This window comes from Pradoshia sp. Z5_111 (assembly GCF_058267535.1).
In genome coordinates this window covers 17467-44362 of sequence record NZ_JBZCPQ010000009.1, presented here as the reverse complement: position 1 = coordinate 44362, position 26896 = coordinate 17467, and the positions used below count along the sequence as shown (strand labels likewise).

General features: G+C 38.3%; 26 protein-coding genes and 2 riboswitches. Of the genes, 23 read left to right on the top strand and 3 right to left on the bottom strand.

What is annotated here, in order from left to right; translation table 11 throughout:
• Positions 1–88: 88 nt before the first annotated feature.
• Positions 89–1885 (top strand): glycoside hydrolase family 3 protein, encoded by a 1797-nt coding sequence (locus tag AC4D4A_RS16130; RefSeq protein WP_490996825.1) that lies wholly within the window; start codon positions 89–91, stop codon positions 1883–1885.
• 168 nt (positions 1886–2053) lie between these two features.
• Positions 2054–2770, top strand: coding sequence for a GntR family transcriptional regulator (locus tag AC4D4A_RS16125; RefSeq protein WP_066109938.1), 717 nt, complete (start codon positions 2054–2056; stop codon positions 2768–2770).
• Positions 2771–2920: 150 nt separating this feature from the next.
• Here AC4D4A_RS16125 and AC4D4A_RS16120 read toward each other — a convergent pair whose 3' ends face one another.
• Positions 2921–3937 (bottom strand): zinc-dependent alcohol dehydrogenase, encoded by a 1017-nt coding sequence (locus AC4D4A_RS16120; RefSeq protein ID WP_066109935.1) that lies wholly within the window; start codon positions 3935–3937, stop codon positions 2921–2923.
• A gap of 351 nt (positions 3938–4288) precedes the next feature.
• Between AC4D4A_RS16120 and AC4D4A_RS16115 the strand changes: the two genes are divergently transcribed.
• The 4 genes from AC4D4A_RS16115 (at position 4289) to AC4D4A_RS16100 (ending at position 7183) form a co-directional block, all read left to right on the top strand.
• On the top strand, positions 4289–4843 hold the full coding sequence (locus AC4D4A_RS16115) for a sigma-70 family RNA polymerase sigma factor (RefSeq protein WP_148631264.1): 555 nt from the start codon (positions 4289–4291) through the stop codon (positions 4841–4843).
• On the top strand, positions 4828–5235 hold the full coding sequence (locus AC4D4A_RS16110) for a PadR family transcriptional regulator (protein ID WP_490996824.1): 408 nt from the start codon (positions 4828–4830) through the stop codon (positions 5233–5235). The genes AC4D4A_RS16115 and AC4D4A_RS16110 overlap by 16 nt, the downstream gene beginning before the upstream one ends.
• A 5-nt stretch (positions 5236–5240) precedes the next feature.
• Positions 5241–6542 (top strand): FtsW/RodA/SpoVE family cell cycle protein, encoded by a 1302-nt coding sequence (locus AC4D4A_RS16105; protein WP_490996823.1) that lies wholly within the window; start codon positions 5241–5243, stop codon positions 6540–6542.
• A 263-nt stretch (positions 6543–6805) separates the two neighbouring features.
• On the top strand, positions 6806–7183 hold the full coding sequence (locus AC4D4A_RS16100; protein WP_490996822.1) for an SLAP domain-containing protein: 378 nt from the start codon (positions 6806–6808) through the stop codon (positions 7181–7183).
• Between the two features lie 156 nt (positions 7184–7339).
• Here AC4D4A_RS16100 and AC4D4A_RS16095 read toward each other — a convergent pair whose 3' ends face one another.
• Positions 7340–7780: a general stress protein gene (locus AC4D4A_RS16095; RefSeq protein ID WP_490996821.1), complete on the bottom strand. Its 441-nt coding sequence runs from the start codon at positions 7778–7780 to the stop codon at positions 7340–7342.
• Positions 7781–8148: 368 nt separating this feature from the next.
• A riboswitch (cyclic di-AMP (ydaO/yuaA leader) is annotated at positions 8149–8290 on the top strand.
• A gap of 84 nt (positions 8291–8374) precedes the next feature.
• A riboswitch (cyclic di-AMP (ydaO/yuaA leader) is annotated at positions 8375–8514 on the top strand.
• A 96-nt stretch (positions 8515–8610) separates the two neighbouring features.
• Between AC4D4A_RS16095 and AC4D4A_RS16090 the strand changes: the two genes are divergently transcribed.
• From AC4D4A_RS16090 to AC4D4A_RS16035, 12 genes are all read left to right on the top strand, one after another.
• The gene (locus AC4D4A_RS16090; RefSeq protein ID WP_490996820.1) at positions 8611–8760 is read left to right on the top strand and encodes a hypothetical protein; all 150 of its coding nucleotides are present in this window, start codon (positions 8611–8613) and stop codon (positions 8758–8760) included.
• Between the two features lie 98 nt (positions 8761–8858).
• A complete protein-coding gene (locus AC4D4A_RS16085; RefSeq protein ID WP_490996819.1) occupies positions 8859–9005 on the top strand; it encodes a hypothetical protein in 147 nt (48 codons plus the stop codon).
• 388 nt (positions 9006–9393) lie between these two features.
• Positions 9394–9471, top strand: a complete 78-nt coding sequence (locus tag AC4D4A_RS16080) for a potassium-transporting ATPase subunit F (protein WP_077248205.1) — start codon at positions 9394–9396, stop codon at positions 9469–9471.
• Positions 9472–9500: 29 nt separating this feature from the next.
• Positions 9501–11174 (top strand): potassium-transporting ATPase subunit KdpA, encoded by a 1674-nt coding sequence (kdpA, locus tag AC4D4A_RS16075; RefSeq protein ID WP_490996818.1) that lies wholly within the window; start codon positions 9501–9503, stop codon positions 11172–11174.
• A 31-nt stretch (positions 11175–11205) separates the two neighbouring features.
• A complete protein-coding gene (gene kdpB / locus AC4D4A_RS16070; protein ID WP_490996817.1) occupies positions 11206–13245 on the top strand; it encodes a potassium-transporting ATPase subunit KdpB in 2040 nt (679 codons plus the stop codon).
• A gap of 31 nt (positions 13246–13276) precedes the next feature.
• Positions 13277–13834, top strand: a complete 558-nt coding sequence (gene kdpC / locus AC4D4A_RS16065) for a potassium-transporting ATPase subunit KdpC (RefSeq protein WP_490996816.1) — start codon at positions 13277–13279, stop codon at positions 13832–13834.
• Positions 13835–13908: 74 nt separating this feature from the next.
• Positions 13909–16245: a universal stress protein gene (locus AC4D4A_RS16060; RefSeq protein ID WP_490996815.1), complete on the top strand. Its 2337-nt coding sequence runs from the start codon at positions 13909–13911 to the stop codon at positions 16243–16245.
• A 93-nt stretch (positions 16246–16338) separates the two neighbouring features.
• Entirely contained in the window at positions 16339–16752 is a 414-nt protein-coding gene (locus AC4D4A_RS16055; RefSeq protein ID WP_490996814.1) for a CBS domain-containing protein, read from the top strand.
• Between the two features lie 435 nt (positions 16753–17187).
• Positions 17188–18033, top strand: coding sequence for an ABC transporter ATP-binding protein (locus tag AC4D4A_RS16050; RefSeq protein ID WP_490996813.1), 846 nt, complete (start codon positions 17188–17190; stop codon positions 18031–18033).
• A complete protein-coding gene (locus tag AC4D4A_RS16045; RefSeq protein WP_490996812.1) occupies positions 17984–18907 on the top strand; it encodes an iron-hydroxamate ABC transporter substrate-binding protein in 924 nt (307 codons plus the stop codon). Before AC4D4A_RS16050 ends, AC4D4A_RS16045 begins: the two co-directional genes overlap by 50 nt.
• Before the next feature lie 68 nt (positions 18908–18975).
• Positions 18976–19986 (top strand): FecCD family ABC transporter permease, encoded by a 1011-nt coding sequence (locus tag AC4D4A_RS16040; protein ID WP_490996811.1) that lies wholly within the window; start codon positions 18976–18978, stop codon positions 19984–19986.
• Positions 19983–20990: a FecCD family ABC transporter permease gene (locus AC4D4A_RS16035; RefSeq protein ID WP_490996810.1), complete on the top strand. Its 1008-nt coding sequence runs from the start codon at positions 19983–19985 to the stop codon at positions 20988–20990. Before AC4D4A_RS16040 ends, AC4D4A_RS16035 begins: the two co-directional genes overlap by 4 nt.
• A gap of 503 nt (positions 20991–21493) precedes the next feature.
• Here AC4D4A_RS16035 and AC4D4A_RS16030 read toward each other — a convergent pair.
• Complete coding sequence (locus tag AC4D4A_RS16030; RefSeq protein ID WP_490996809.1) at positions 21494–22531, bottom strand: NAD(P)/FAD-dependent oxidoreductase; 1038 nt, start codon at positions 22529–22531, stop codon at positions 21494–21496.
• Positions 22532–22930: 399 nt separating this feature from the next.
• On the opposite strand from AC4D4A_RS16030, the gene AC4D4A_RS16025 reads away from it, so the two are divergent.
• From AC4D4A_RS16025 to celB, 5 genes are all read left to right on the top strand, one after another.
• Positions 22931–23764 (top strand): MBL fold metallo-hydrolase, encoded by an 834-nt coding sequence (locus tag AC4D4A_RS16025; RefSeq protein ID WP_490996808.1) that lies wholly within the window; start codon positions 22931–22933, stop codon positions 23762–23764.
• Between the two features lie 216 nt (positions 23765–23980).
• Entirely contained in the window at positions 23981–24472 is a 492-nt protein-coding gene (locus AC4D4A_RS16020) for a pyridoxamine 5'-phosphate oxidase family protein (RefSeq protein WP_140462274.1), read from the top strand.
• 332 nt (positions 24473–24804) lie between these two features.
• Positions 24805–25116: a PTS sugar transporter subunit IIB gene (locus AC4D4A_RS16015; RefSeq protein ID WP_490996807.1), complete on the top strand. Its 312-nt coding sequence runs from the start codon at positions 24805–24807 to the stop codon at positions 25114–25116.
• Positions 25116–25445: a PTS sugar transporter subunit IIA gene (locus tag AC4D4A_RS16010; RefSeq protein WP_490996806.1), complete on the top strand. Its 330-nt coding sequence runs from the start codon at positions 25116–25118 to the stop codon at positions 25443–25445. Before AC4D4A_RS16015 ends, AC4D4A_RS16010 begins: the two co-directional genes overlap by 1 nt.
• A gap of 47 nt (positions 25446–25492) precedes the next feature.
• Entirely contained in the window at positions 25493–26803 is a 1311-nt protein-coding gene (celB, locus tag AC4D4A_RS16005) for a PTS cellobiose transporter subunit IIC (RefSeq protein WP_490996805.1), read from the top strand.
• Positions 26804–26896 lie beyond the last annotated feature (93 nt).

The following is a 26896-nucleotide window of genomic DNA, read 5'->3' as shown; positions in this document are numbered from 1 at the left end:
TGAAGATTAAGGATGAATTATTGGCTCTAATTGGTATGAATAATCATTAGAGCCAATTCTAGATATTTTACGGTGGAGGATTTAGTTAATGATCGACTTAAAGGAAAAAACAATGATGGTAGATTTAAAAGCAAAACCGTTTAATTTAACAGATAAAGATATTAAATGGGTAGAAGATACAATTGCAGAGATGACAATCGAGGAAAAAATCGGTCAGTTATTCGTAAACATGGGAGCCAGCCGCGATGAAGAGTACTTAAAAGGAATGTTAGATACTTATCATATCGGTGCCGTTCGTTACAATCCAGCTACAGCTGAACAAGTATATGACCAAAATAAAATCTTACAAGAAAATAGTAAGGTTCCTCTATTAATAGCTGCAAATACAGAGTGCGGTGGAAATGGTGCTTGTATAGATGGTACATATGTAGGTCATCAAGTAAAAATAGGTGCTACAAATGATCCTAAGTATGCTTATGAAATGGGGAGAGTATCCGGAGAGGAAGCTGCTGCTATCGGGTGTAACTGGAGCTTTGCACCAGTTGTTGATATCGATATGAACTGGAGAAACCCAGTAATATCTACTCGTTGCTACTCAAATAAAGCAGAGCAAGTTTTAGAATACTCTTTAGAATATATGAGAGGAATAATGGAAAGTGGTATAGCTCCAGCTGCTAAGCACTTCCCTGGAGATGGAGTAGATGAAAGGGATCATCATTTATCATTCGCGCCCAATACATTAACAGTAGAAGAGTGGGATAATACATTCGGAAAAGTATATGGAGGATTAATAGAAGCGGGATTACCTTCTATCATGTCAGGGCACATCGCTTTACCGGAATATGTACGTCACTTTAAACCAGATGCAACGATTGAAGAGTTAGCAACGCCATCAAGTTTAAGTAATATCGTCTTACAAAATCTATTAAGAGATAAATTGAACTTTAATGGTGTAATCGTAACGGATGCTTCTCACATGGTAGCGATGACATCTGCTATGAAGCGCAGTGAGATGTTACCTACAGCTATAGCTGCTGGCTGTGACTTATTCTTATTCTTCAATGACCCGGAGGAAGACTTCAACTGGATGATGGAAGGCTATAAAAAAGGAATCATCACTGAAGAAAGACTTGAAGAGGCATTAACTCGTATATTAGGATTGAAAGCATCTTTAGGATTACACACAAAAGCTAAAACTGAAATTTTACAGCCAAAAGAAGAAGCCATGGCTAAAATCGGAACAGAAGCAAATAAGGCTGTTGCACCAGAAATATCAGATAAAGCGATCACATTAGTGAAAAATAAGCAGGAATTATTACCAATCAATCCAGAAAAGAATAAGAGGGTTTTACTTGTTGATGTAAAAGGACCAGAATCTGCTTATGGTAAAATCATGGCTGCTATGTCGGGTGGTAAGAAAAAGCCAATCGAATTAATGAAGGAATTACTTGAAAAAGCAGGTTTTGAAGTTGAAATATATGAATCTGCAATAGATAAGATATTAAAACTTCCACCACAAGAAATGTTAGGTGCAGTCATGAACGTATATGCTCAAAAACGTCCAATATCTGATTTAACAAGTAATTATGATTTAATCATAAACATAGCAGACGTACCACCAAGCACAGATCAGCGTATTCAATGGAATCCTTCAAAGGGAACTCCAGATATACCGTTCTATGTAAATGAAGTACCGACAATATTTATATCTTTACAATGTCCATTCCATTTAGCAGATGTGCCGCAAGTTAAGACATACATAAATGCCTATGATAGTCATGAACATACATTATCTGCAATAGTTGATAAATTGTTAGGACGTTCAGAATTTAAAGGTGTAAGCCCTGTCGATGCATTTTGTGGATTTATCGATACAAGAATTTAATGAAGTGTTTATATAAATAATAGGTTTTTAGATTATGTAATTTAAATCATCATTTCATTTCTACCCTAGGTAAGAAGATAGTTAGACGGAATTTAACTATCTTCTTTACTTATATAAAGCTTTGAACAGAGACTAGCAGTGTTTTCTCTAATAGGAGTGAGACTAAGTATGGTGAAAATGTTATCAAGGTTACCAGGTGAGAATAATAATAACTACTCGTATAGAGCAATTAAAGAAGGGATATTATCATTAGAATTACTGCCTGGACAGTTATTAAGTGTTGGAGAACTGACTGAGGCATTAAAAGTATCAAGTACGCCTATAAAAAGTGCGTTATGGAAACTACATCAAGAGCATCTTGTAGATGTTATTCCACAAGTTGGGTCATATGTTTCAAGAATAAATTTGGAATTGGTTGAAGAAGCGTCGTTTATGTGGTTTGACTTAGAAAAGAAATATTTAAAATCAGCATGTAATTATTTTTCTGAAGAGAATGTTGATCAGTTAAGGAGAAATCTTGATCTTCAAGAAATACTGTTGATTCAACAAAACACACTGAGTCCAAAAAAGATGACTAGACAATTTAATGAATTAGATGATGGCTTTCATTCGATTATCTTCCGAGGCCATCATAGGGATAATACTTGGAAAGCAATTTCACGTATGAATATGGATTATCACCGAATGATTAACTTTAGCCAACATCATTTTGAACAGATGATTGCTGAACATAGAAATATACTTTCTATAATTGAGAATAAAGAGATGGAACGAGTGGAAGATACTCTTAAAAAACATATATTCAAACCACTAGATTATTGGAGAAGGTATAAAGAAGAAATCTGCGAGAAGAATGAGCGCAAAATATTCATGGCTACAACATGATCTTACGTTAACGTAATAAAAATTACAAAGAAGCCTCTCAAAAGCTACGCACTTTTAAGGGACTTCTTTTTAAGTTATTAACATAAAAATGTCGATTGTAATTTTTATAATATTAAAGAGTCTTTAGTGTCTTTAATGCACGATGAATTATTAATCAGTAAGATCTACAACAACTTTAATCGTTTCATTGGCAGCGATAGCTGTGTCAAAAGCCTTTGAAAGGTCGTCTAATTTATAGACTTGCGTTACCATTGTTGCGATTGGTGTTTTTTTCTTCTCAATATGATCAACAACACGTACGATATCTTCATGTGTATATCCGCTTGCACCAATAATTTTTACTTCTTTACTCATAATATCCGAGAAACTTACTGGTACGTCTTGTTTGTACACGGCAACAATGGCAAAACGAGCATCAGGTTTTGCCATTTTGAATGCTTGTTCAAATAATGGAGGAGCACCGGCAGCATCAATAAAAGCATCCACATTTGGAAGTGGAAAACCATAGTATTCAGCTGTGCCGAAATATTCAACAAGTGTTGTGGCTAGATCCTGTTTAGTGGTATTGATTGTTTTCGCACCTAATTCTTGAGCTTTAGCTAAACGCCAATCATTGATATCTACTACAACCACATCTTTAATACCTTCTCCGATCAAGCCAGCGGCAGCTGATAATCCAATTGGACCAGCACCAAGTACTACGATATGTTCACCTGGTTTAGGGTTAGTTGAGAAAGCACCATGAAAACCAACGCTCATAGGCTCCATTAATGCCGCTTCTTCAGGTGTTACTTCATCTGAGAAAGTGTATAAGTTATGATTTAAGGCTGCATCTTCGATGACCACAAATTGAGAAAATCCGCCTGCTTCACAAGAAAGTGCCTTACCAACTCGTTTAGCGGTAATCGGATTCACCCCAACGCGCATTCCAACTTGAATGTCCTTTACCTCTGAACCAACCTCTGCGACTTCACCGAAAAATTCATGCCCAAATTCTTTTTCATAACGGATGCCCATATTTCCGGCACCAGCTTTTACAATATTTATATCTGTACCGCAAATACCACAACGCAATGTACGCAATAATACATCCTTCGGTCCGATTGTTGGCATTGGTAACTCTTCAACTCGTACATCATTTAAGCCATGATAAACTCCTGCTTTCATCTCATTCACCCCAATTTTTATAAGTATACTTAATTTTATGACAATTAATATACCAGAGCAATTTGGAACCATTTATATGAACAATAAAAATGTTACTAATCTCCCAAAGACATTTATTATAGATGGTAATATATGTATATAGTATTTGAAATCTATATATCTGTAATTTCTATTAATTATTGACAAGTAATCAGTATTGCTATTGGTATTGTTTGTAAACGGATTTATCTCAAAATTATTAATGAGACCGACAGACTCTCCGAAACCTGAGTAACTGAAAGAAACTTTATTTTAAAAAATTAAAACCGGAAACGGAATAGCCTCGTCAATATTTAGGAAGGGGGAGAAATAGTGGATGAAATAACAATGGAACGCCTCGTTATTGAGGAAAAGGAGATCATCATCGACGAACTGATGGACCAATATGGGCAAGAAATTTTACAACTCTCCTATTCTTATGTGAAGAATCGTGAACTTGCTGAGGACCTTACCCAAGATATCTTTGTAAAATGCTATCAATCCCTTCATACATATAAGGGGAAATCAAAAATTAGGACATGGTTGTGGAGAATAGCTATTAATCATTGCAAGGATTATTTGAAAAGCTGGTACAAAAACCATGTCTTCCTCTCAAGTGATGAATACATTTATTCTGGTGAAAGTGGGCATAGCACTGAACAAGCGGTTATTCGGCAAGATGAAGAAGAACGTCTGGTGCATTCTGTTATGCATCTGCCGATTAAATATCGGGAAGTCATCTATCTTCATTATTTTGAGGAGATGCCCATTCGTGAAATGGCGCAGGTACTATATATTAATAACAATACAGTGAAAACGAGACTCCGCAGGGCGAAGACACTTTTAAAGGATAGTTGGGAGGGATATAGCGAATGGAAGAACGGTTGAAGGGTCTTAAAAAGGCTATGAAGGAAACTTGCATGCGGGAGCTAGATTTCTCAGAAATTATGAAAAAGCGCATTCATAAGTCCATCGCAAAAGAATCATTCAGCGAGCAGGATATGTTCATTAACCTCCTCCAGCTTCTTTTAAAGGAAAGGACAGGCTTTGAATTAACAAGGCTTCTTGCAGTAAGAGGCATAAGAAAGTATGAGGACCAGGAAGGTTCTATATATGCGTTTTTGCATGAACAGGAGCTAGCGGGAATCATTACGGCTTCATGGGGATCATCAGGAGAAAAAAAGTATCAGCTGACCGACAAGGGGAGACGTGCGCTTGAAAAGTCTGATGAACGAGTATGGCTAGCTAGTCTTACCTTGAGAGGACAGGCGGAGAGGTGATCAGAATGGTCAATGATAGAGAACGCTTTTTGGGAGAAGTTATCGGGCAAATTCGCTCAAAGGAAGCGAAGGTAAGTGTTGAAAAAGAATTGAATTATCATCTTAAGGAAGCAAAGGAATATTGGCTGGGGAAAGGGCTGTCGGCTACGGAGGCACAGGAGAAGGCGATTAAGCAAATGGGAGATCCGTATAAGCTTGGTGAGAAGATGAACAAGCTATACCGACCGAAAGTGGATTGGCTGCTTCTTTCCCTGTTAGCAGCAGTGATGATGCTTGGATTTCTCCCGATTTTATCAATGGATTCGTCACAAGTGGAAATACAGGATTCATTTATGCGGAATAGAGTGATTTTTGGTCTGCTAGGCATAGCGCTGGCAATTGGGATTATGTACTTTGACTATCGGAAGCTGCAAAGATGGGGTTGGGCCTTTTATCTGGTTGGTGTAGCTATACTCTATGGGTTACGGCTAATTCCGTCTTATACAATCAATGGGGAATCTTATTTTGGTATACCAATGCTTGGTTCATTCAATTGTTGGATTGCATTGCCGTTCTTTTTCCTGGCTTGGGCTCAATTTTTTCAGAATAAGAAATTGAAAGTTTGGCAGCTTTTTCTTTTGTTTATCTACTCCTTTTATCTTTTCTTAATGGTTCCAGATCTAGCAATCTCATTTATCTATGGAATGACAGTTTTGATTATGTTATGGTGGAGCCATTTAAGTAAGAAAACTGCATTATTTATAACCGCAAGTACGATTACAGCATTCATAATTGGGTTGGTAGCCGTTTTGCCTTCTTTAAAAGGTTATCAGAATGAGCGGATAGCAGCCTATATAAATCCCGAGAAGTATGCAGATGGTTCAGGGTATATGTATGTGCAACTAAGGGAGCTGATGACCGAAGCAAAATGGTATGGAAGCTCTGCTGGCCAGGGTAATGTTCTTCCAGGAACATATTCCGATTATGCATTGGCGGGTCTGACCTCTCATTTCGGGTATGTTGTCACCGTGGCAGTTCTGATTATTCTCCTATTATTTGTGATTCGAATGGGGTATATTGCGATAGGAGCACGCAATAGATATGGAAAGTTACTTGTTATCGGAGCTCTGGCCCTGTTTTCTTTACAATTTTTCTATAATATTGCGATGATATTCGGGTTTGTCCCGATTATGACAATCTACTTACCGTTTATCAGCTATGGCTGGATGTCGACGATTTTGAATGCGTTTTTAATAGGAATTGTACTTAGTGTTTACAGGCGTAAGCATTATGGTGTAATGACAGAAAGAGAGTGCGAGGTCAATTAGGCCTAGCATCCTTTTTAAGCGAGGTTCGGACCAAACCAATTAACATCATCTTCCATAGGCAGAAAATAAGAGTGGGAAATCACGAAAAGGATTTCAGGCTATATTAACGGACAAATCATCGCGGTTAATGGCGGACGTAATATGCTTAGAGGATAATGATATAATCCCATCTGTTAAACACAGGTGGGATTTTTATGTTAAGGTTAACTTATCCCTCGTTATAGTGGGATTTTGGAGCAATGAGCTAATAGGAGTGTTTAATCATGCAACATTTGCAGTTCGAAAAATCGTGGGATAAAGCGTTATCTGCCCAGGACCGAAGCTATATAGAAAAAGTATTTTTAGAGACAAAGCATCTAAACGGCACAGGTGTAATTTTCTCTCCTATCCGGGAAGCCATCAACCACAAAGAGGCATTGCTTGTGACCGTATTAGTCCATAATTTCACGGATCAGCCGCTTACATTTAATAACACAAGATTACGATACAAAATTCAGGGAGAGGTTATTGCGGAAAATGAATTTACCTTACCTAAGCTTGTGATTCCAAATGAAGTGAGTATGCCATGGACATTTATATTTCCAAAAGAAAGCTACAAAACACAGCTATCTATTAAGAATGGACGATTAGAGGCAGTTTGATTTTCAACAGGCAAAAAGACCAAAATCAGTTGAATAAAATTATATCGAAAATAGTAAAAAGTTTTTAATATAAATAAAGTTTCTGAGAGATCTAAACTTCCTAAGGTAATATAAAACGGCTTGATTCAAGTAGGAATCATCAAGCCGTTTTTATTATCAGGAAGATTTAGCATGAAGTATGACGAGGAATTTTCCATCCTGGACTTCATTAGAGTAACGTTGAGCGTCCTCTTCAGATAGTCCGATATTCATAAGAGAGTTTAATAATCCTCCTTCACTGGATCGGGCTCCAACTAGTGCACCGCCGAGCATAGTTAAAACAGGACCTGCAGCCAAAATTGCTCCCAAACCTGGGACCAATACAGCCGGTAATCCTGCTAGTGCGCCGGCAATGCCGAGTGCCCCTCCGGTAGCAGCTCCCGCAATAGCTCCATCCATAGTAGACGTTTTTACTTCCTGCGACATCTTCGATAAATCATTTGCTTGGTTAGCAATCACAGATATTTCATCAGTAGTATAGCCTTCCTTTTTAAACTCCTCAATAGCATCTGCCGCTTGTTGTTCGTTTTCATATTCGTTAATCACATAATCTCCCATTCTATACCTCCCAATTTTCTTTAATATGGCTTATTTACCCGTTTTAATATCTTTAGACACTTTTTCCTAGGTTTACTGGATAGATTGTCATTTTTTGTTAAATTAGAATATTTGATTTGATACAGAAAACGGGTTCGGACTAGACAATGAGTCATAAGGAAACACCTTTTTATCTCGTTAAAATCATAAAAAATAAAATTTAATTCTCAATAAAACAGTGAATAAGTGAGTAATTTAAAGATTTCGTATCATTTGTCTATCGAAATGGTTATTTTTAACTATTTTTTTTACGTTTTCAGAAGAATTTGAGGTTTCAACACTCTTTACAACTGGAAAATACCGGAGTAGTATTACTCTCATAATTAAATCATTCTTAATCGCTGAATCTTTAAAGAGCGGGGGAACCACTTTTGTGACTCTTGTCACTTGGGGTGAATCCTTAACAAGGTAGGGCTACTCTTTTGGCCCGAATCCGACAGCTAACCTCGTAAGCGTTAAGGGAGAGGATGGTGTAACTGGGGAGTCGAAGAAGTTATTCGACCACAGGGTAGACCTCTGTGGTCTTTTTTGAATTTTAACAATTTAATACGTTAATATCTTAAATCGCTGAGTCTTTTTAAAGAGCGGGGGAACCACTTTTGTGACAATGTCACTTGGGGTGAATCCTTAACAGGTAGGGCTACTCTTTTGGCCCGAATCCGACAGCTAACCTCGTAAGCGTTAAGAGAGAAGGTATTACCTTTGGTTTAAAGCCCACTGTGTAATACAGAGGGCTTTTTTGTGCTTTTTTAATGGTAAAATTTAACAAAAAACAAGGAGGAACCAACCAAATGTTACGTATGAGTTATCTGGATATTAAGCTGCTCGAAGAAAAAGCAAAAATAGAGGATGAGAATGCAAGAAGAGCTAGTTCAATCGTTTACCAGAATAACCAGATGAATAGTTCATTTTATCCGAATGGTTTCTCTAAAGTTAGATAAAAGGGCAATAAGGGGTGTCCTTTCTATCATTCGATCAACATATATGAGATATAGAAAGGACAGCTTATCCTTCGATGAGATCCAAGGGGGATTTAAAAGTGGGAAACGTGCTAATTATCGGCAAAGGCAATCTTTATACATCAGTGATTTCTAGTAATAGCTTCAGAACAAGGGCATTTGATGTATTGCTTATAAGCAATATTTTAAATCTCTTTACAACACGGAAAATGGAAACAGGAGAATAGATAACCAAATTGAAATGGAAAAGGAACTTTTGGTATATAACAAGGTTTATATTATTTCAGATTCCATCAATGAAGGTTTTGAATTGACTGCGTTCTTTTCTAAATTGGGTACGAGAAAAATCATTGTTGCGACACAAAGCAGCAGGGATTATCAGTTTTACAAGAAGCTCGGCGCCAAACTTGTTTATATAAGTAAACCTGGAAGCTGCTCATATAGTTGGTTAACCAATCACCTTTAACCTTTTAGCTGTGGATTAAAAAATCAATTTTATGAAAGGAAGGTTCATGTGGATCTTATTTCAATTGGATTAGCAGTAGGATCTTTTCTAATATTTTGGGGATTTATCAAATTTTGTGACAATGTGATTGAGGAACGAGGGTTAGAAAAATGATTTTTATAGGAATCGTTGTAGGTGGACTTGCGATTTACTTAGTTGATGCCTTAATTCATCCAGAGAGATATTAATTTATTAAAACACTATGGGGGAAAGAATAATGGATTTTATACAAATAGCATTGGTATTAGCGGTTCTTTTATTGCTTACTATACCTATGGGGCGCTATATAGCCCGTGCTTTCTCTTTGGAAGAGACAAAGCTTGACCGAGCATTTGGCGGAATAGAGAACTTAATTTATAAGCTGTCAGGAATTTCGCAAGGGAATATGAAATGGAAGCAATACGCAAAGGCTCTATTGGTTAGTAACATAGCAATGTTTGCTATTTGTTATATAATCGTGCGTCTACAAGGTGTTTTACCGGGAAATCCAAGTGGGATTGCATCAATGGATCCGTTCTTATCTTTTAATACAGTAGCGAGTTTTTTAACCAATACTAATTTACAACACTATAGCGGAGAATCAGGTTTATCTTATTTATCACAAATGATGGTTATTATCTTTCTAATGTTCACCACACCAGCGACAGGAATTGCTTTATGTATCGCTTTTATGAGAGGTCTGACAGGGCAAAAAAGCATTGGTAACTTTTATGTGGATTTAATTCGTGCCCATACACGTATTCTTATTCCGCTTTCCATCCTGGTTGGAATCGTGCTTGTAGGTCAGGGAGTTCCGCAAACATTAGAGCCGACGATCACAGCTACGACCCTGGAGGGTGCTGAACAGCAGATTGCGCGTGGTCCTGTTGCAGCTTTGGAGTCTATTAAGCATTTAGGGACTAATGGCGGGGGATTTTTCGGTGTGAACTCTGCACATCCATTTGAGAATCCGACACCACTTACAAACGTTATTGAAATCTTATCCATGTTTTTACTGCCAGCTTCACTGCCAATCGCTTTCGGACATATGGCTAGAAGCCGTAAGCAAGGTTGGATTTTATTCAGCGCGATGGGAATTATGTTTCTTGCGTTCTTATCATTAGCCTACTTTAGTGAAGCAAATGGAAATCCCGCGCTTCGAGAAATCGGCCTTTCCCAATCAGATGGAAGTATGGAAGGGAAGGAAGTGCGGTTTGGAATTGCCCAAAGTGCTCTATTTACAACAGTTACAACAGCTGCAACGACAGGCACAGTAAACAATATGCATGATACGTTAACTCCGCTTGGAGGGTTGGTTCCATTGGGAGAAATGATGTTGAATTGTGTATTTGGCGGGGACGGTGTTGGAACCGTAAATATTTTAATGTATGCCATTCTTGCTGTTTTTTTAGCAGGATTAATGGTTGGGCGAACACCGGAATTTTTAGGGCGTAAAATCGAAGCGAAAGAAATGAAATTAATAGCCATTACCATTTTAATACATCCATTAATCATTCTGGCTCCATCGGCCATTGCGCTGGCAACAGAAATGGGGTCATCAGCGATATCAAATTCAGGGTTCCATGGAATCACTCAAGTCGTCTATGAATTCACTTCATCTGCAGCGAACAATGGATCAGGATTTGAAGGCTTAGGAGATAATACACCATTTTGGAATATATCTACAGGGTTAGTGATGTTATTTGGCCGCTATTTCTCCATGATCGCCATGCTTGCAGTAGCTGGATCGTTATTAAATAAAAAGCCTGTTCCGGAGACGATTGGTACGTTTAAATCAGATAACACCACATTCATCGTTCTTCTGGTGACTACTGTTTTAATCGTGGGGGCATTAACATTCTTTCCAGTTATCGTACTCGGACCAATTGCGGAGTATTTATCGATACGCTAATAAAGAAAAAAGAAGGTAAAGGAGTATTCTAATGAACACAAAGCGTAAAGCGGCGATTAATAACGCTATAGTCAAGCGTGCTTTAATAGATGCTTTTAAAAAGCTGGACCCGCGTCTGATGGCTAAAAATCCAGTCATGTTTGTAGTAGAGGTTGGGTTTGTTATCACCCTAATCCTGACTATTTTCCCCACCCTGTTTGGAGGGGGAGCGAGTTCAATTTACAACGGGAGTGTAAGTGCAATCTTACTTCTAACCATCCTATTCGCTAACTTTGCGGAATCCTTAGCAGAGGGAAGAGGAAAGGCTCAAGCTGACAGTCTGAAAAAGACAAAACAAGATACAAGTGCCAGATTGCTTTTGAAAGATGGATCAACCAAAATGGTCCAATCAACAGAATTGAGAAAAGGGGATATAGTTGTTGTCAAAGCAACTGAATTGATTCCTGCCGATGGAGAAATTGTGGAAGGTGTAGCCTCTGTTGATGAGTCAGCAATAACGGGTGAATCTGCACCGGTTATAAAAGAATCTGGTGGAGATTTCAGCTCAGTCACCGGTGGTACACGAGTAATTAGTGACAGGCTAAAGATTCGAGTGACTACGGATCCGGGTGAATCCTTCCTAGATCGTATGATTCATCTGGTTGAAGGAGCGAAGCGTCAAAAAACACCGAATGAAATTGCATTAAATACATTGCTCGTCAGCTTAACGTTGATATTCTTAATTGTTTGTACCACGCTGGTTCCAATCGCCTCCTATGTTGGAGTGACTATACCAATCGCAACTTTGGTAGCCTTACTTGTTTGTTTGATTCCTACGACGATTGGGGGACTGCTTTCAGCGATCGGAGTCGCCGGGATGGATCGAGTTACTCAATTTAATGTAATTGCTATGTCAGGTAAAGCGGTGGAGGCAGCTGGGGATATTAATACGATCATTCTCGATAAAACAGGAACGATAACCCATGGAAACCGGATGGCTACAGCATTTGTATCCGTTGGAAAAGCAGATCAAATGAAACTGAATAAAGCCGCACTAGCTAGCTCTCTTCATGATGAGACTCCTGAGGGACGCTCGGTCATTGAGCTGGCAAAAAAATTAGGTGTTTTAGAAGCTGAGGGAGATGAAATTGATTCCGAAGGTGTTGAATTTAAAGCGGAAACACGAATGAGCGGAACGGACTTTGCAGATGGACGGAGAATTAGAAAAGGGGCCGTAGATGCTATTAAAGAGTATGTGACCGCCCAGGGAGGGACTGTGCCAAAGGATCTTGATAGTAAAACAAAAACAATCGCTATGGAAGGTGGCACACCGCTTGCTGTAGCAGAAGGTAATAAAATTCTTGGCTTAATATATCTAAAAGATACTGTCAAACCGGGAATGAAAGAACGATTTGACGAATTACGAAAAATGGGGATAAAAACGGTCATGTGCACAGGGGATAACCCACTGACCGCCGAAACGATCGCTCGTGAGGCGGGGGTGGATGATTTTATCTCTGAGGCAAAACCTGAAGATAAGATTTCCGTTATTAAAAAGGAACAAGCCGAAGGAAAGCTGGTGGCGATGACAGGAGACGGAACGAATGATGCACCGGCACTCGCGCAGGCTGATGTTGGCCTTGCGATGAATAGCGGAACGATTGCGGCAAAAGAGGCGGCGAACATGGTTGACTTAGATTCTGACCCAACGAAGATCATTGAAGTAGTAGCCATCGGTAAGCAACTGTTAATGACAAGAGGTGCTTTGACTACGTTCAGTATTGCTAATGATGTTGCGAAATACTTTGCGATTATCCCAGCTATGTTTATGGTGGCGATTCCGCAAATAGGGGCACTAAATATTATGAATCTGAATACACCGCAAAGCGCGATTCTATCCGCACTCATCTTTAACGCAATTATCATCCCATTGCTTATACCATTGGCAATGAAAGGTGTTAAATATGTGCCGATGAGTTCTACAAAACTATTAAATCGTAACCTCATGATTTTTGGGTTCGGGGGGATCATTGCTCCGTTTATCGGTATTAAGGTAATCGATACTTTGCTTGTGGTCATGAATCTTGTTTAAAAATAACTAATAAAGTAAAGGTGACGTATACATGTTGAAAAATTTGAGGGTAAGTCTGATACTTCTTCTTATATGCGGGATCATTTATCCTTTGGCTATGACAGGGATTTCACAGCTGATTTTCCCAGCTAAAGCCGATGGCAGTGTGATCGAAGCTAAAGACGGGGGTGTGGTAGGTTCTGACTTGATTGGGCAAAGTTTTAAAGATCCGAAATACTTCATGAGTCGCGTATCTTCTATTGAATATAATGCTTCTGGATCTGGATCGGGAAATTATGCACCTTCTAATGTGGAGATGATTGAGCGGACTAAAAACGATATAAAGGCATTTTTAGAAAATAACCCTGATGTGCAAAAAGATGATATTCCGGCAGATCTTTTAACAAATTCAGGTTCAGGTTTGGATCCGCATATTTCACCGATGGCAGCAAAGATTCAAGTACCGAGAATTGCTGATGTCAGGGACATAAGTGAAGAGCAATTAGAGTCCCTTATTATAAAAAATACGGAAGGAAGGCAATATGGGATTTTAGGAGAACCGCGGGTAAATGTATTACAGCTAAATATGGAGCTTGATAGATTGAAATAAGGAAGAAAGGAGAAAGGGAGAGTATCGTATACCAGCTCTCCTTTTCTTGTCTGTAGAAAGAGAGGGGTGAAAGCATGGTCGAATTTCGCAGAAAAACTCCCGAAGAATTTTTACAATCAATTTATGAAGTGAAACGAGGAAGGCTGAAAATTATTCTCGGGGCGGTTTCTGGATCGGGAAAGACCTATCATATGTTATTGGATGGGAATGTATTGAAGAAGAAATCGATTGATGTTGTGATTGGAATGATCAGTCCATCCAATCGTCCTAAAACAATTGAACAAATCGGGGATTTGGAGACGATTCGACCAATTGAATGGGTGGAGAACGGAAAAGTAAAACAGGATTTAGATATTGAAGCCATTAAAGAAAGAAATCCAGAAGTTGTTCTTGTTGATATCTTGTCACATCGCAATCGCTCAGATGCGCCGCATAAGACAAGACTTGAAGATGTAATAGAGCTAATGAACCACAATATTAGCGTAATTACAACGATGAATATTTACGAATTAAGTGGAGTTCGAGAGATTGTTGAAAAACTGTTAGGCATTAAAGTACAGGTGGATCATTGTGTGCCGGATGACACCCTTGCGATGGCAGATGAGGTTAAGCTTTTGGATGTAACGCCTGACCAAATTCTTCATCGTTTACAGGGTGGCAACATAGACCGGGTATTAGAAGAGAAATTATTTAAACGAGCAAATTTGGCAGTATTACGCGAGCTTGCCTTACGCCATTTAGCAGGTGAAGTAAATGACGAACTGGATGAATATCGAGAACAGCAAGGATTGATAGGGCCATCCGGAGCATCGGAGAGAATTCTTGTTACCGTTCAATATCACTGGAATGGCTCAATTTTAGTACGTAGAGGACAACAAGTTGCCAAACGTATGGGTGGTGAGCTATTAGTCGTATGTTTCCTTTCACCGGATAGAAAGCTTTCAAAGGAAGAGCAAACCTTTAGAAGATCTATTAAAAAGTTAGTTCATAAAGTCGGAGGTGAATTTGAGGAATTCTCAATTGCTCGAACGGATGCAGCCGAGGAAATCGTCACCTATGCAACTGACAAGAAAATCACCAAAATTGTAATAGGTCATTCTAAAAGAAGCCGTCTGGAAGAAATCATAAACGGCTCGGTCATTAATAAAATTCTGCGAAGTACGCAAAACATAGATATCTTGGTTGTAGCTGACCGAACAGATAAAAGCGGGAAAAGAGTAATACCTGCTAAATTGGGAGACGAAAATAAAATCAATCCATACCGTCGCTTATCAAATCGAGAAGTGGAAGAACGGATTGGTAAAATGAAGCGTGGACAATTAAAGGTTTATATTGGGGCAGCTCCAGGTGTCGGGAAGACGTATACGATGCTGCGTGAGGCTAATGAGTTGAAGAAAAACGGGATAGATGTCGTAATTGGTTTGCTTGAAACACATGGTAGGAAAGAAACACTTGATCAAGTCGGAAGCTTGGAAATGATGCCACGAATGAAAATTAACTATAAAAATGTTGTGATTGAAGAAATGGATGTAGATGCCATTATAAAGAGAAATCCCGAGGTGGTACTAGTTGATGAATTGGCTCATACCAATGTACCAGGCAGCAATTATAAAAAACGTTATGAAGATGTGGAAGAGATTATAAAATCAGGGATTTCGGTCATCTCAACCATGAACATTCAACATTTAGAAAGTTTAAATGACAGTATTGAACAAATTACAGGAGTGCGGGTACGGGAAACAGTACCGGATCAAGTTCTCCGAATGGCAGATGAGATTGAGCTTATTGATATTTCTCCAAAGGAGCTTCAGCAACGTATGCTGGAGGGGAATATATACGCAAAGGAAAAAGTTGAACAGGCACTGAATCATTTTTTTAAAACGTATAATTTAATCGCATTAAGAGAACTCGCACTTCGTGAAGTGGCTGATGATGTTGATGAGAGACTAGAATTATTAGAACGTAATCGTACTTTAAGAGGACCGTGGCGAAAACAAGAGGTCATCTTTGTTTGTGTAAATTTACGCGGGAACAGTGAGCGTTTAATCCGACGTGGTTTTCGGACTGCTTATCGGTTAAAGGCTAACTGGTATGTGGGATATGTAAAGGAGCATTCTGTTCTAACAGACGAAGAGCAGTCCAAAATAAAGAACTTGCAGTTTTTAACCGAAAGACTGGGTGGGATTTTTGAAATGTATGAAACATCCCATCGAAGGAAAGTTGTTGAACAATTGGTAGAACGCTTAAATGACAAAGAGGCCACTCAAGTGTTTATCGGACAATCGACACGGACACGAATGGAGGAAGCCGTAAGAGGTTCGGTTGTCCAAAAGCTATTGCGTTTAGTCCGTCATTTAGATGTATTAATTATTGCGGATCAAAAACCTGATAAAAAGAAGGGACTAAGTTAACCGTCACATTTAGAAAAGCATATAAACAAGTCGGTCGGGCATTCTAAAGTAGAGCAGGAAGTATATAATGAATCATTGATGAGGGGGTAAATGGTGAATATAGCCTTTTTTCTAATCCCGAAAAGAGAAGTAGCATTCGTTAAATATGAGTCCACGATGAGACAAGCGTTGGAAAAAATGGAGTTTCACAAATACTCTGCAGTCCCCATTATCGATAACCAAGGGAGATATGTTGGTACCTTAACAGAGGGGGACTTACTCTGGAAAATGAAAAACACCCCTGACTTATCATTTGAAAACACCCATAAAACGAAACTGAAGGACATAAGACCAAAGCGTTATAATGAACCGATTCATATTGATGCTAATATGGAAAGTATTCTTTTAAGGGTAATGGAGCAGAATTTTGTCCCTGTAATTGATGACGCAGGCATTTTTATTGGAATTATTAGAAGAAGAGAAATCATAGAATACTGTGCTAAGGGGATTTTTGAGAAAAAAACATAAAATTAATAGTAATAGCATACTGTTTAACTTTTATTACCTCTCGCAATGAATTATTTAGATTACCATACAATCAGAGAGTCCAAGATTAATGTTCAGTATAATCAGCAGTCACATAAGCTTTCTAACACGAATGCCTGGATTATAAGGTAATCTTTTAGAATTGACAGTTTAACAGCCCTATATACTATAAAAAGTTCATACATACATAAAAAGGTGAATTTTAAAGATTGTTTCCTATGGCTAAAAAAAGGGAGCAGTCTTTTTTTATCTATTTTTATCTATAAGATGAAGTCGGTGTTTCTTGAGGTAAATAATAATTCGGTAATTTCTGAAAAAATAGATTGACAAAAGTAGGAAAAGAAATTATATTTAACTACGAAATTGATAATCATTATCAATTAAATAGGACTATATATCCTTTTAAGGAGGTTTACTATGAATCGCCTCTATACAGATCGTTTGAACATTGGGTACGGGGAAGAATTAATTGTAAAGGATCTCAGTGTAGAAATACCTGATCGGAAAATAACGACAATCATTGGTTCTAATGGGTGTGGGAAATCAACTTTATTGAAAGCCATTACACGCATTATATCTCATCAATCAGGAGACGTCGTTTTGGATGGGAAAAGTATCTCAAGTAATAATACAAAGATTCTTGCACAAAAAATGGCCATCCTTCCTCAGTCACCAGAAAGTGCAAGCGGACTTACAGTCGGTGAACTTGTTTCCTATGGAAGATTTCCTTATCAAAAGGGATTTGGTCGTTTAACTAAAAAAGATTATGAGGTAATTGATTGGGCACTTGAGGTTACTGGAACGATAGATTACAAGTTTCGTCCGGTAGATGCCTTATCAGGCGGTCAGCGCCAACGTGTTTGGATTGCCATGGCACTAGCCCAGGAGACAGAAATTATCTTTCTCGACGAGCCAACCACCTACTTAGATATGGCTCATCAATTAGAGGTGTTAGAGCTTTTACAAAAACTGAATCAAGAACAAGACCGTACCATTGTGATGGTACTGCATGACTTAAACCAGGCAGCACGTTTTGCTGATTATATGATTGCCTTAAAAGATGGCCGAGTTGTAAAAGCAGGGTCCTGCGAGGAAGTGATTACTCCCGCAGTGCTCAGAAAAGTCTTCCATATAGATGCTCAAATTGGGAGAGATCCACGAACAAATAAACCAATGTGCCTTACTTATAACTTATTAAAAGGAGAACCTAAACATGAAAAAATGGATATTCCCGTTTATGCTGCTCTCAGTGTTAATTATTAGTGCATGTAGCAATAGTTCATCTACAGAGAAGGAAAATGATACAAAAAAAGAAGAAGCGCCAAAAACATTTACATATGAATCAGAAACAGGGCCAGTCGAAGTACCAACAGATCCGAAGCGTGTCGTCATGCTTTCAGGATTTACTGGGAACGTGATTGAACTGGATGTGAATTTAGTTGGTGTTGACGTTTGGTCTAAAACAAACCCTACCTTTGAAAAGGAATTAAAGGATGTTGCCGAAGTTTCAGAAGATAATCTAGAAAAAATCATTGAATTAAATCCTGATCTCATTATTGCGTTATCTACTGTTAAAAACGTTGATAAATTAAAGGAGATTGCTCCTACTGTAACCTATACTTGGGGCAAATTGGATTTCTTAGCTCAACATGTGGAAATCGGAAAACTATTAGGTAAAGAGAAAGAAGCAGAGGACTGGGTTGAAGACTTCCAAACACGTGCTACGGAAGCTGGAGAAGAGATTCGCGCCAAAATCGGTGAAGATGCAACAGTATCTGTAATAGAAGCTTTTGATAAAAATTTATATGTTTACGGTGATAATTGGGCACGCGGAACAGAAATCCTTTACCAAGCTATGAAATTGAAAATGCCTGATAAAGTAAAAGAGATGACATCTAAGGATGGATACTATACTCTTTCTACGGAAGTACTCTCTGAATACGCAGGAGATTATGTGATTTTAAGTAAATACGCAGCTGCTGATGTATCATTCCAGGAAACCGAAACCTATAAAAATATACCTGCCGTTAAAAATGGACAGGTATATGAAATGGAAGGAGACGGTGCTTCCTTTAGTGACCCAGTTACATTAGAGAAGCATTTGGCTTTTTTCAAGAAATCATTTCTAGGTGAATAATTTTGATGGAGGGATTCTAATTGGAATCCCTTTTCCCCTATTCTGACGAAAGAGAAGATGAGTGACTGATGACAAAAGAAATGAAACGTTCTGTCCCCTTTGTCTATAAAATGATTGCCGGTTTGCTTGTTCTTGCTGGGATGTTTGTGGCGGCCATGGTTTTTGGTGCTGCAGATACAACGGTCAAAGATGTATGGCTCGCTCTTACCTCTGATGTAAAAACGGATGCAACTCTGGTTCTGCGAGAGATTCGTTTTCCAAGAGAAGTGGCAGCCATATTTGTAGGAGCAGCATTAGCTGTTGCCGGTGCTATTATGCAAGGATTGACGAGAAATCCTCTTGCTGATCCAGGTTTGCTTGGATTGACGGCAGGTGCAAATGCAGCGCTGGCAATTACGTTGGTTGTATTCCCGTCTATTAATTATTTTGGGTTAATGATTGGCTGTTTTATTGGAGCAGCTGTTGGTACAATCATGGTATTTAGTATGGGGTTTATGAAAAAAGGAGGATTTTCTCCGCTTCGAATCGTATTAGCAGGTGCTGCTGTATCTGCTTTCCTTTATGCGGTTGCGGATGGGGTAAGTATTTACTTTAAGGTGTCTAAAAATGTTTCAGCATGGACTTCAGGAGGGTTAGTTGGAACGAGTTGGGACCAGCTTCAGATCATTGTTCCTTTTATTGTAGTTGGTATTCTAGTGGCGCTCATTTTAGCAAGACAGCTGACGATTCTTAGTTTAAATGAAGAAGTTGCTGTTGGCTTGGGGCAAAACACAGCGCAAGTAAAGTTCATCCTTTATATTGTCATTATCCTTCTGGCTGGTGCATCTGTTGCCCTTGTCGGGAATATGACCTTTATTGGCTTAATGATCCCGCATATTGTACGGGCTATCGTCGGAACGGATTACCGATTTATTATCCCAATGTCTGCCATTGCAGGAGCTGTTTTTATGCTTTTTGCGGATACGCTTGGACGCACCATAAATGCACCTTTTGAAACCCCGGTAGCAGCTATTGTGGCTACAATCGGGTTGCCATTTTTCTTGATGATTGTTCGTAAAGGAGGGAAAGCATTCTCATGATTCATCCTTCTTTATTAAAAAAACAACGATTATATCTTGCCGTTTTATTGACTCTCATTATTGTTACTGCGGTTGTCAGCATGGGGATAGGAGCGGCTGCTTTATCCTATGATCGGCTTATTCCAACACTACTTGGAGAGGGCTCGTTTAAAGAAGAGTTTGTTTTATTTTCGATTCGTTTACCAAGAATACTGATTACAGTGTTGGCTGGAATGGCGCTTGCGTTATCGGGTGCTATTTTACAAGGTATTACACGGAATGATTTAGCCGATCCTGGCATTATTGGAATTAATTCTGGAGCAGGCGTGGCTGTAGCTATCTTCTTTCTATTTTTCCCGATTGAACCAGGTTCATTTGTCTATATGCTGCCGTTGGTCGCATTTTTTGGCGCGATCCTCACCGTTTGTTTAATCTATTTATTTTCGTATACGAAAAGCTCAGGGCTGGAGCCGGTAAGGCTCGTGTTAGTAGGTATTGGTTTCTCGATGGCCCTCTCCGGTGTCATGATTGTCCTTATTTCATCGGCAGAAAGAGAAAAAGTAGATTTTATTGCTCAATGGTTAGCAGGGAATATATGGGGAACAGATTGGCCTTTTATTTGGGCGTTGCTCCCATGGTTAGTCATCCTAATTCCTTTTACTTTATTCAAAGCCAATCGTTTAAACCTTCTCGGGATTAGTGAATCTGCAGCCATTGGTGTAGGTGTGTCGATTGAGAAGGAAAGAATCATTTTACTGATTACGGCTGTTGCCCTGGCCGCTTCCGCTGTTTCCGTTACAGGAGGGATTTCCTTCATCGGTTTAATGGCACCGCATCTAGCCAAAACTCTAGTAGGACCACGAAACCAATTATTTATTCCGCTTGCCATTTTAATTGGCGGATGGTTGTTATTATTCGCTGATACAATAGGCCGAAATCTAATTGAGCCCAACGGACTCCCAGCTGGTATTATGGTTGCCCTTATTGGTGCCCCTTATTTTATGTATTTATTATTGAAAAAGTAAGCGAAAATCTGTTGGAAATCTGCTTATTATCAAGGGATTCTACTGTTTTGTTATCGGGGTGGAAATGATAGCTTTCATTAATTGTGTGTAAATATTACTTCAGAAAATAAAGCTACTGTTCCCTGCAGCAAAAAAGAATCAAGAACGCTAATTAACAGCATTCTTGATTCTTTTTATTTGGTTATTCGAAATGTCATTTTCCTCTCTAACTGGATGTTCAGAAGAACTGGTAGGGTGTATAACTTTTCCTCTCATCACTTGTTTTGATAACGGAAGTTGATTCAGAAACGATCAGTATGATGTCTAAAAATAGATGTATTGTTGTGCCTTTAGTGAAGATATGTAAAATTGATACAATGAGATAGTTTCAAAAGGGGTGGCTATTGTCATCCTAATTTTTACATAGTGGGGATATTGAAAAAAAATCTAAATAAAGCCGATAAAAGTACGTATTTACCAGCTTTATGTATAGTTAGATGTTAAATTTCAGCAAAGATTCTGTATTAAATTCCAAGCTCTTCTTTTAATAATAATTCGTTCCGTTCTTTGAATACTTCATTATGCGATGAGACCATTGCAGTATCGTATGCTGAAGGTTCAATAAAAACTTTGGCGCTGTTGACGGCATTGAGAGCATCCTGGAAGGCACCGACCAATAAGTTTACTTTTCCTTGGTAAGATATAATATCCCCGGCTGCAAAGATTCCTTCTGTGGAAAGAACTCCTTTGGGTGTACCGATATAATAGTAATCATCCTTCATCTCCGGCTGTAAGCCTTCTTCAAATTCTAGAGAAGCTTCGCGATTATAGCCATGATTAATTAAAACTTCATCAACAGCAATCACTCTATTATCACCATTAATCTTTACTACCACTTGATCAATCATATGGTTTTCCTTATTTGCAACTAAAGAAGTAATGGTAGCATTGAGGATAATTTCTACATGGTTCTTCTGCAAATTTTTGATTTGTGCCTCGTGTGCAGTCAGTTCATCTTTACGGTAAATAACCGTGACACTCTTTGCGACATGCAGTAATTCTGCAGCCCAATCAATAGCAGCATTTCCTCCACCGGAAATTAAGACATGCTTATCCTTAAAACGTTCTATTCGCTGAACGGTGTAGTGTAAATTAGTAAGCTCGTATTTTGTTGCACCTTCTATATCCAGCTTTTGGGGAGAGATAATTCCACCGCCATTGGCCATAATAACGCTTTTTGATATATGCTTCTCACCATTATCTGTTATAAGAGTAAATAATCCATTTTCTTTAGTAATATACTCAACTTTAGTATTCAAACATACGGTAGGTTCAAAGGTTAATCCTTGCGAAATCAAGTCCTTAACGAACTCCTCCCCGCGCATTGGACGCAAGCCCCCGACATCCCAAATCATCTTTTCAGGATAGATATTCACTTTTCCTCCCAGCATTGTCTGAGATTCAATAATTTTTGTTTTCATGGTTCGTAAACCGCTGTAAAACGCACTGTACAACCCCGCTGGTCCTCCGCCAACAACCGTTACATCATAAATTTCCGACATGTTTAAACCTCCTTTATTACAAAAGTTGGAACTAGTAGTTAAGTACATTATATTGATAATAATTCTCATTATCAATGAGAATTTATAAATTAATCAAGCTATAGATGTGTGAAAGGGGAATTAGAGGAGTAGGAAAACAGCTATCCTCCCGCGCTATTGAATGTCTATCTTGCACCTATACCCGGTCAAAGGTGTAGTGGAGGTGTAGTAAAGGTGTTGAAAAGCTGATGGGGTGCAGCTATCCATTGGCTATCCTGCACCTATGCCAGAAGACGGAGCAAAAAGCATATGTTGAGCTAATAAAATTAATAAACATTTTCCTCACATGTAATCCACATTATGAATAATGATTCATAATGTGGTAATATTTAACAAACAATCACTGTAAGGAGGAGTGGGATGATAGCTAAAAAGAGCTTTACAACAGATATGGTAAATGGAGTGCAGACGGGGAATGGAACCATTTCTTTACTTAATGTACATATGAATGTGTATGTTTTTTGTGTGGATGGAGTATTAATTGATACGGGTGCTCAATCAATTGAAAAGAAATTTTTGCCATTTTTTAATGGTTTAGAGATAGATCAGGTTGTTGTAACACATTATCATGAAGACCATACAGGTTGTGCAGCCTTTTTACAGCAGAAGTATAAAGTACCCATTCTTATGAATAAGATGATGATTGATTATTGCCGTAAAAAAGCAGATTATCCATTGTATCGTAAACTTTTTTGGGGTAAACGAAAACCTTTTGAGGGTTCGGAAATCGGTAAAACATTTAACTCTCGTCATGCTATATGGGATGTGATTGAAACTCCAGGCCATTCAAAGGATCACCTTTCTTTTTTAAATCGGCAGACCGGACAGTTGTTTACAGGGGATTTATATTGTCAGCCTCGGACAAAGGTTGTGTTACGGGAGGAAAGTGTACCGGCTATCATTCGTTCATTAAAGCAGGTCTTAACCTATGATTTTGAAGAGGTATATTGCTGTCACGCAGGTTTTTTAAAGAGAGGACGTATCGCATTACAAAGAAAATTGGATTATTTGCTGGAGATTCAGGAAAAAGTGATTACACAGTATAAAGAGGGAAAAACACCTTACCAAATTAAAGAAATTATGTTCCCAAGAAACTATCCCATTACAAAATTTTCACAAGGAGAATGGGATTCCATTCATATTATAAATTCGGTTCTTTTAGAGTATGATGAAGAAACTATCGCTTTAAAATAATTAATTTAACATAGATAAACTCGGATCTGATGAGCATAGCTTCACAGATTCATATTTTTAATTCACATCCTCTATAGGATAAGATGTATTGCCCTGTATCATCTATTTGAAAACCAAGGTCATGAATAAGTGGTAAATTAAAGGTTAAATACCAGTATCACGATTAAAAGGTTAGTGGAGGGGTAAAATACCTATAAAATCCAAAGAGGTGATTTCATGTCAAACGTTCAAAACGAGAACAAGCAAGAGTTGGAGAAATTAAGAGAGTTAATTAAAGATGTGGATACTGCAATGCTTACCACACAGACTAGTGAAGGATTGATTTCTCGTCCAATGAAAACTCAGGAAGTCGAATTTGACGGAGATCTATGGTTTTTCACAAAGAAAGAAACAGATAAATATAAAGAGGTGCTGGAACGTCCGGAAGTCAATGTAGCATATGCCGGTAGATCCTATGTTTCTATTCGAGGTAAAGCTGAAATTGTAAATGACATTAACAAGAAAAAAGAACTCTGGAATGCTGCCTATGAAAAGCTATTGGAAACAAGTGTGGATGACCCAAATATTATTTTAATCAAGGTAGAAGCAGAAGCAGCTGAATATTGGGAAACCGGAAATCTCACTAAAAACATTGTTAATTTATATAAGAAACTAACAAAAAATGAATCAGATACCGAGAATATAAATGAAACAATTGAATTGAAATAGAAAAATAATGAACAGTGTATAAGATGAGGGCATGCCTAAATTAGGTATGCCCTTTTTCTATTCTTTTTTCATGGATGATTGTAAAGGAATCTTCAAGGTGATGTTCATTATTTTATTAGAATGTGTTCAACAATATGTACTAAAATTCAGGAACTCTTACCCATTAAGGGCTCATCTTATACCATTTAGAATGAACATTCTGTGAATTTTGTAGTATTGAAATTTCATAAAATTTATGCATTTTTTATCAAATGACTAGACATTTGAATCTAACTGTCTATAATAGTAAATGTAAGCGGTTTTACCATATTACTATAAAGGGAGTTTTAAATATGAGAAAAATACTATTAGCTTGCAGTTCAGGTATGTCAACTAGTTTACTGGTTACTAAAATGGAGCAGCATGCCAAATCAATTGGTGAGAATGCAAAAATTTGGGCAGTAGGACAGGATAAGGCAAAAGCTGAAATGGCAGATGCAGATGTCGTATTAATTGGCCCTCAAATGAGTTTCCTTAAAGGTGACCTGCAAAAAGAAGCAGACAAACATGGCATTAGAGTGGATGTAATCGATATGATGGCTTATGGAATGGCAGATGGTAAAAAAGCATATGAACAAGCACTTTCCTTGATAGGTGATAAATAATGGAAAAACTGCAAATTGAACAACTCACAGAAGAACAGATCAGCTTCCAGCTTATCCTACACAGCGGTAATGCAAGAAGTAAGATTATTCAGTCGTTAAAGGTGTACCGGGAAGGTAATGTTGAAGAAGCGGATGACTTATTAAAGCAGGCTGAAGCGGATCTTAGTATCTCCCATGATATTCATTTCCAAATGGTCCAAAAGGAAGCATCTGGAGAAAAAACAAATTTCTCTATGCTCTTAATGCATGCGGAAGATCATTTGATGTCTACTTTAACAATGAAAGAGTTAGTAAAAGAAATACTGGAAATTTTTAAGGCAAAAGGCTAAATAGTTTTAGGTTATAACTACTATTCCTAAATTGAGGGGGAAGACCCGTGTTTGATAAAATTAGTCAATTTCTTATGCCAATCGCAGGTAAACTGAATAACAACCGCTACTTAGGTGTCCTACGTGACGCTTTTATGTTAGCGTTTCCACTGACTGTGTTCGGTTCCATCGTTGTCGTTCTATTAAACTTACCATTCTTGGATTCATTTTTAAGTGACGGCACGATTACAACACTTCGCGATACCTTTGGTGTGGCAAGCAGTGCAACCATGAATATTATGTCTGTGTTTGTTGTATTCGGTATCGGATATTATCTATCAAAAAGCTATGATGTTGAGGCTGTATTTGGAGGAGTAGTCGCTCTTGCATCCTTCTTATTCCTGACTCCGTTTGTGGTTGAAACACAAGGGGGAGAAACGATTACAGGCGTTCTCTCACTAGATCGTCTTGGAGCAAAAGGAATGTTCCTTGGTATGATTTCTGCCTTTGTAGCAGGTGAAATTTACCGAAAAGCTGTTCAAAAAGATATTACGATTAAAATGCCAGCAGGTGTACCACCGGCAGTAGCCAAATCTTTTGCGGCATTGATTCCAGCACTTATTACATTAACTTTCTTCCTAGCGATACAAGGAATCGTAACTTTAGCATTTAATACAAATCTTCATGATGTTATTTATAAGATTATTCAAGAACCACTTACTGGTTTAGGCAGTGGCATTATTCCAACCCTGATTGTTGTATTCTTTATTCAAATTCTTTGGTTCTTTGGGCTCCACGGTCAAATTATCATGAACTCCGTCATGGATCCTATCTGGAATACATTAGCTTTAGAGAATGTAGCTGCATTTAATGCGGGTAAAGAATTACCACATATTATTTCGAAGCCATTTATGGATACGTTTACAGTAGGGATGGGCGGAACAGGTATGACCTTGGCAGTAGTGCTGGCCATTCTCGTCTTTGTTAAATCCAAACAAATGAAACAGGTAGCTAAATTAGGTGGTTTACCTGGTATATTCAATGTCAATGAACCAATTATCTTCGGTCTTCCGATTGTTATGAATCCATTGATTTTAGTGCCGTGGGTTGTTGCGCCAATGATAGTTACTGCTGTTACTTATTTTGCAATGAGTACTGGTCTTGTGCCACCGCCAACTGGTGTGACGGTACCATGGACTGTACCAATTGGATTCAGCGGATATTTAGCAACTAACTCGATTGCGGGTTCTATTTTACAGCTAGTAAACTTCGCTATTGTATTTGCGATATGGCTTCCATTCCTGAAAGTCATTGACCGCGTTAACGTGAAAAAAGAACAAGAGGCAGAAGCTGAAGCGGCAGCATCTGCACAAAAATAAAAAATATCATTGAATAGAAGACTAGTAGTAAAGGGAAATATCTTTTACTGCTAGTCTCCTTACTCATTAGGCTACACAGACGAATCAACTTTG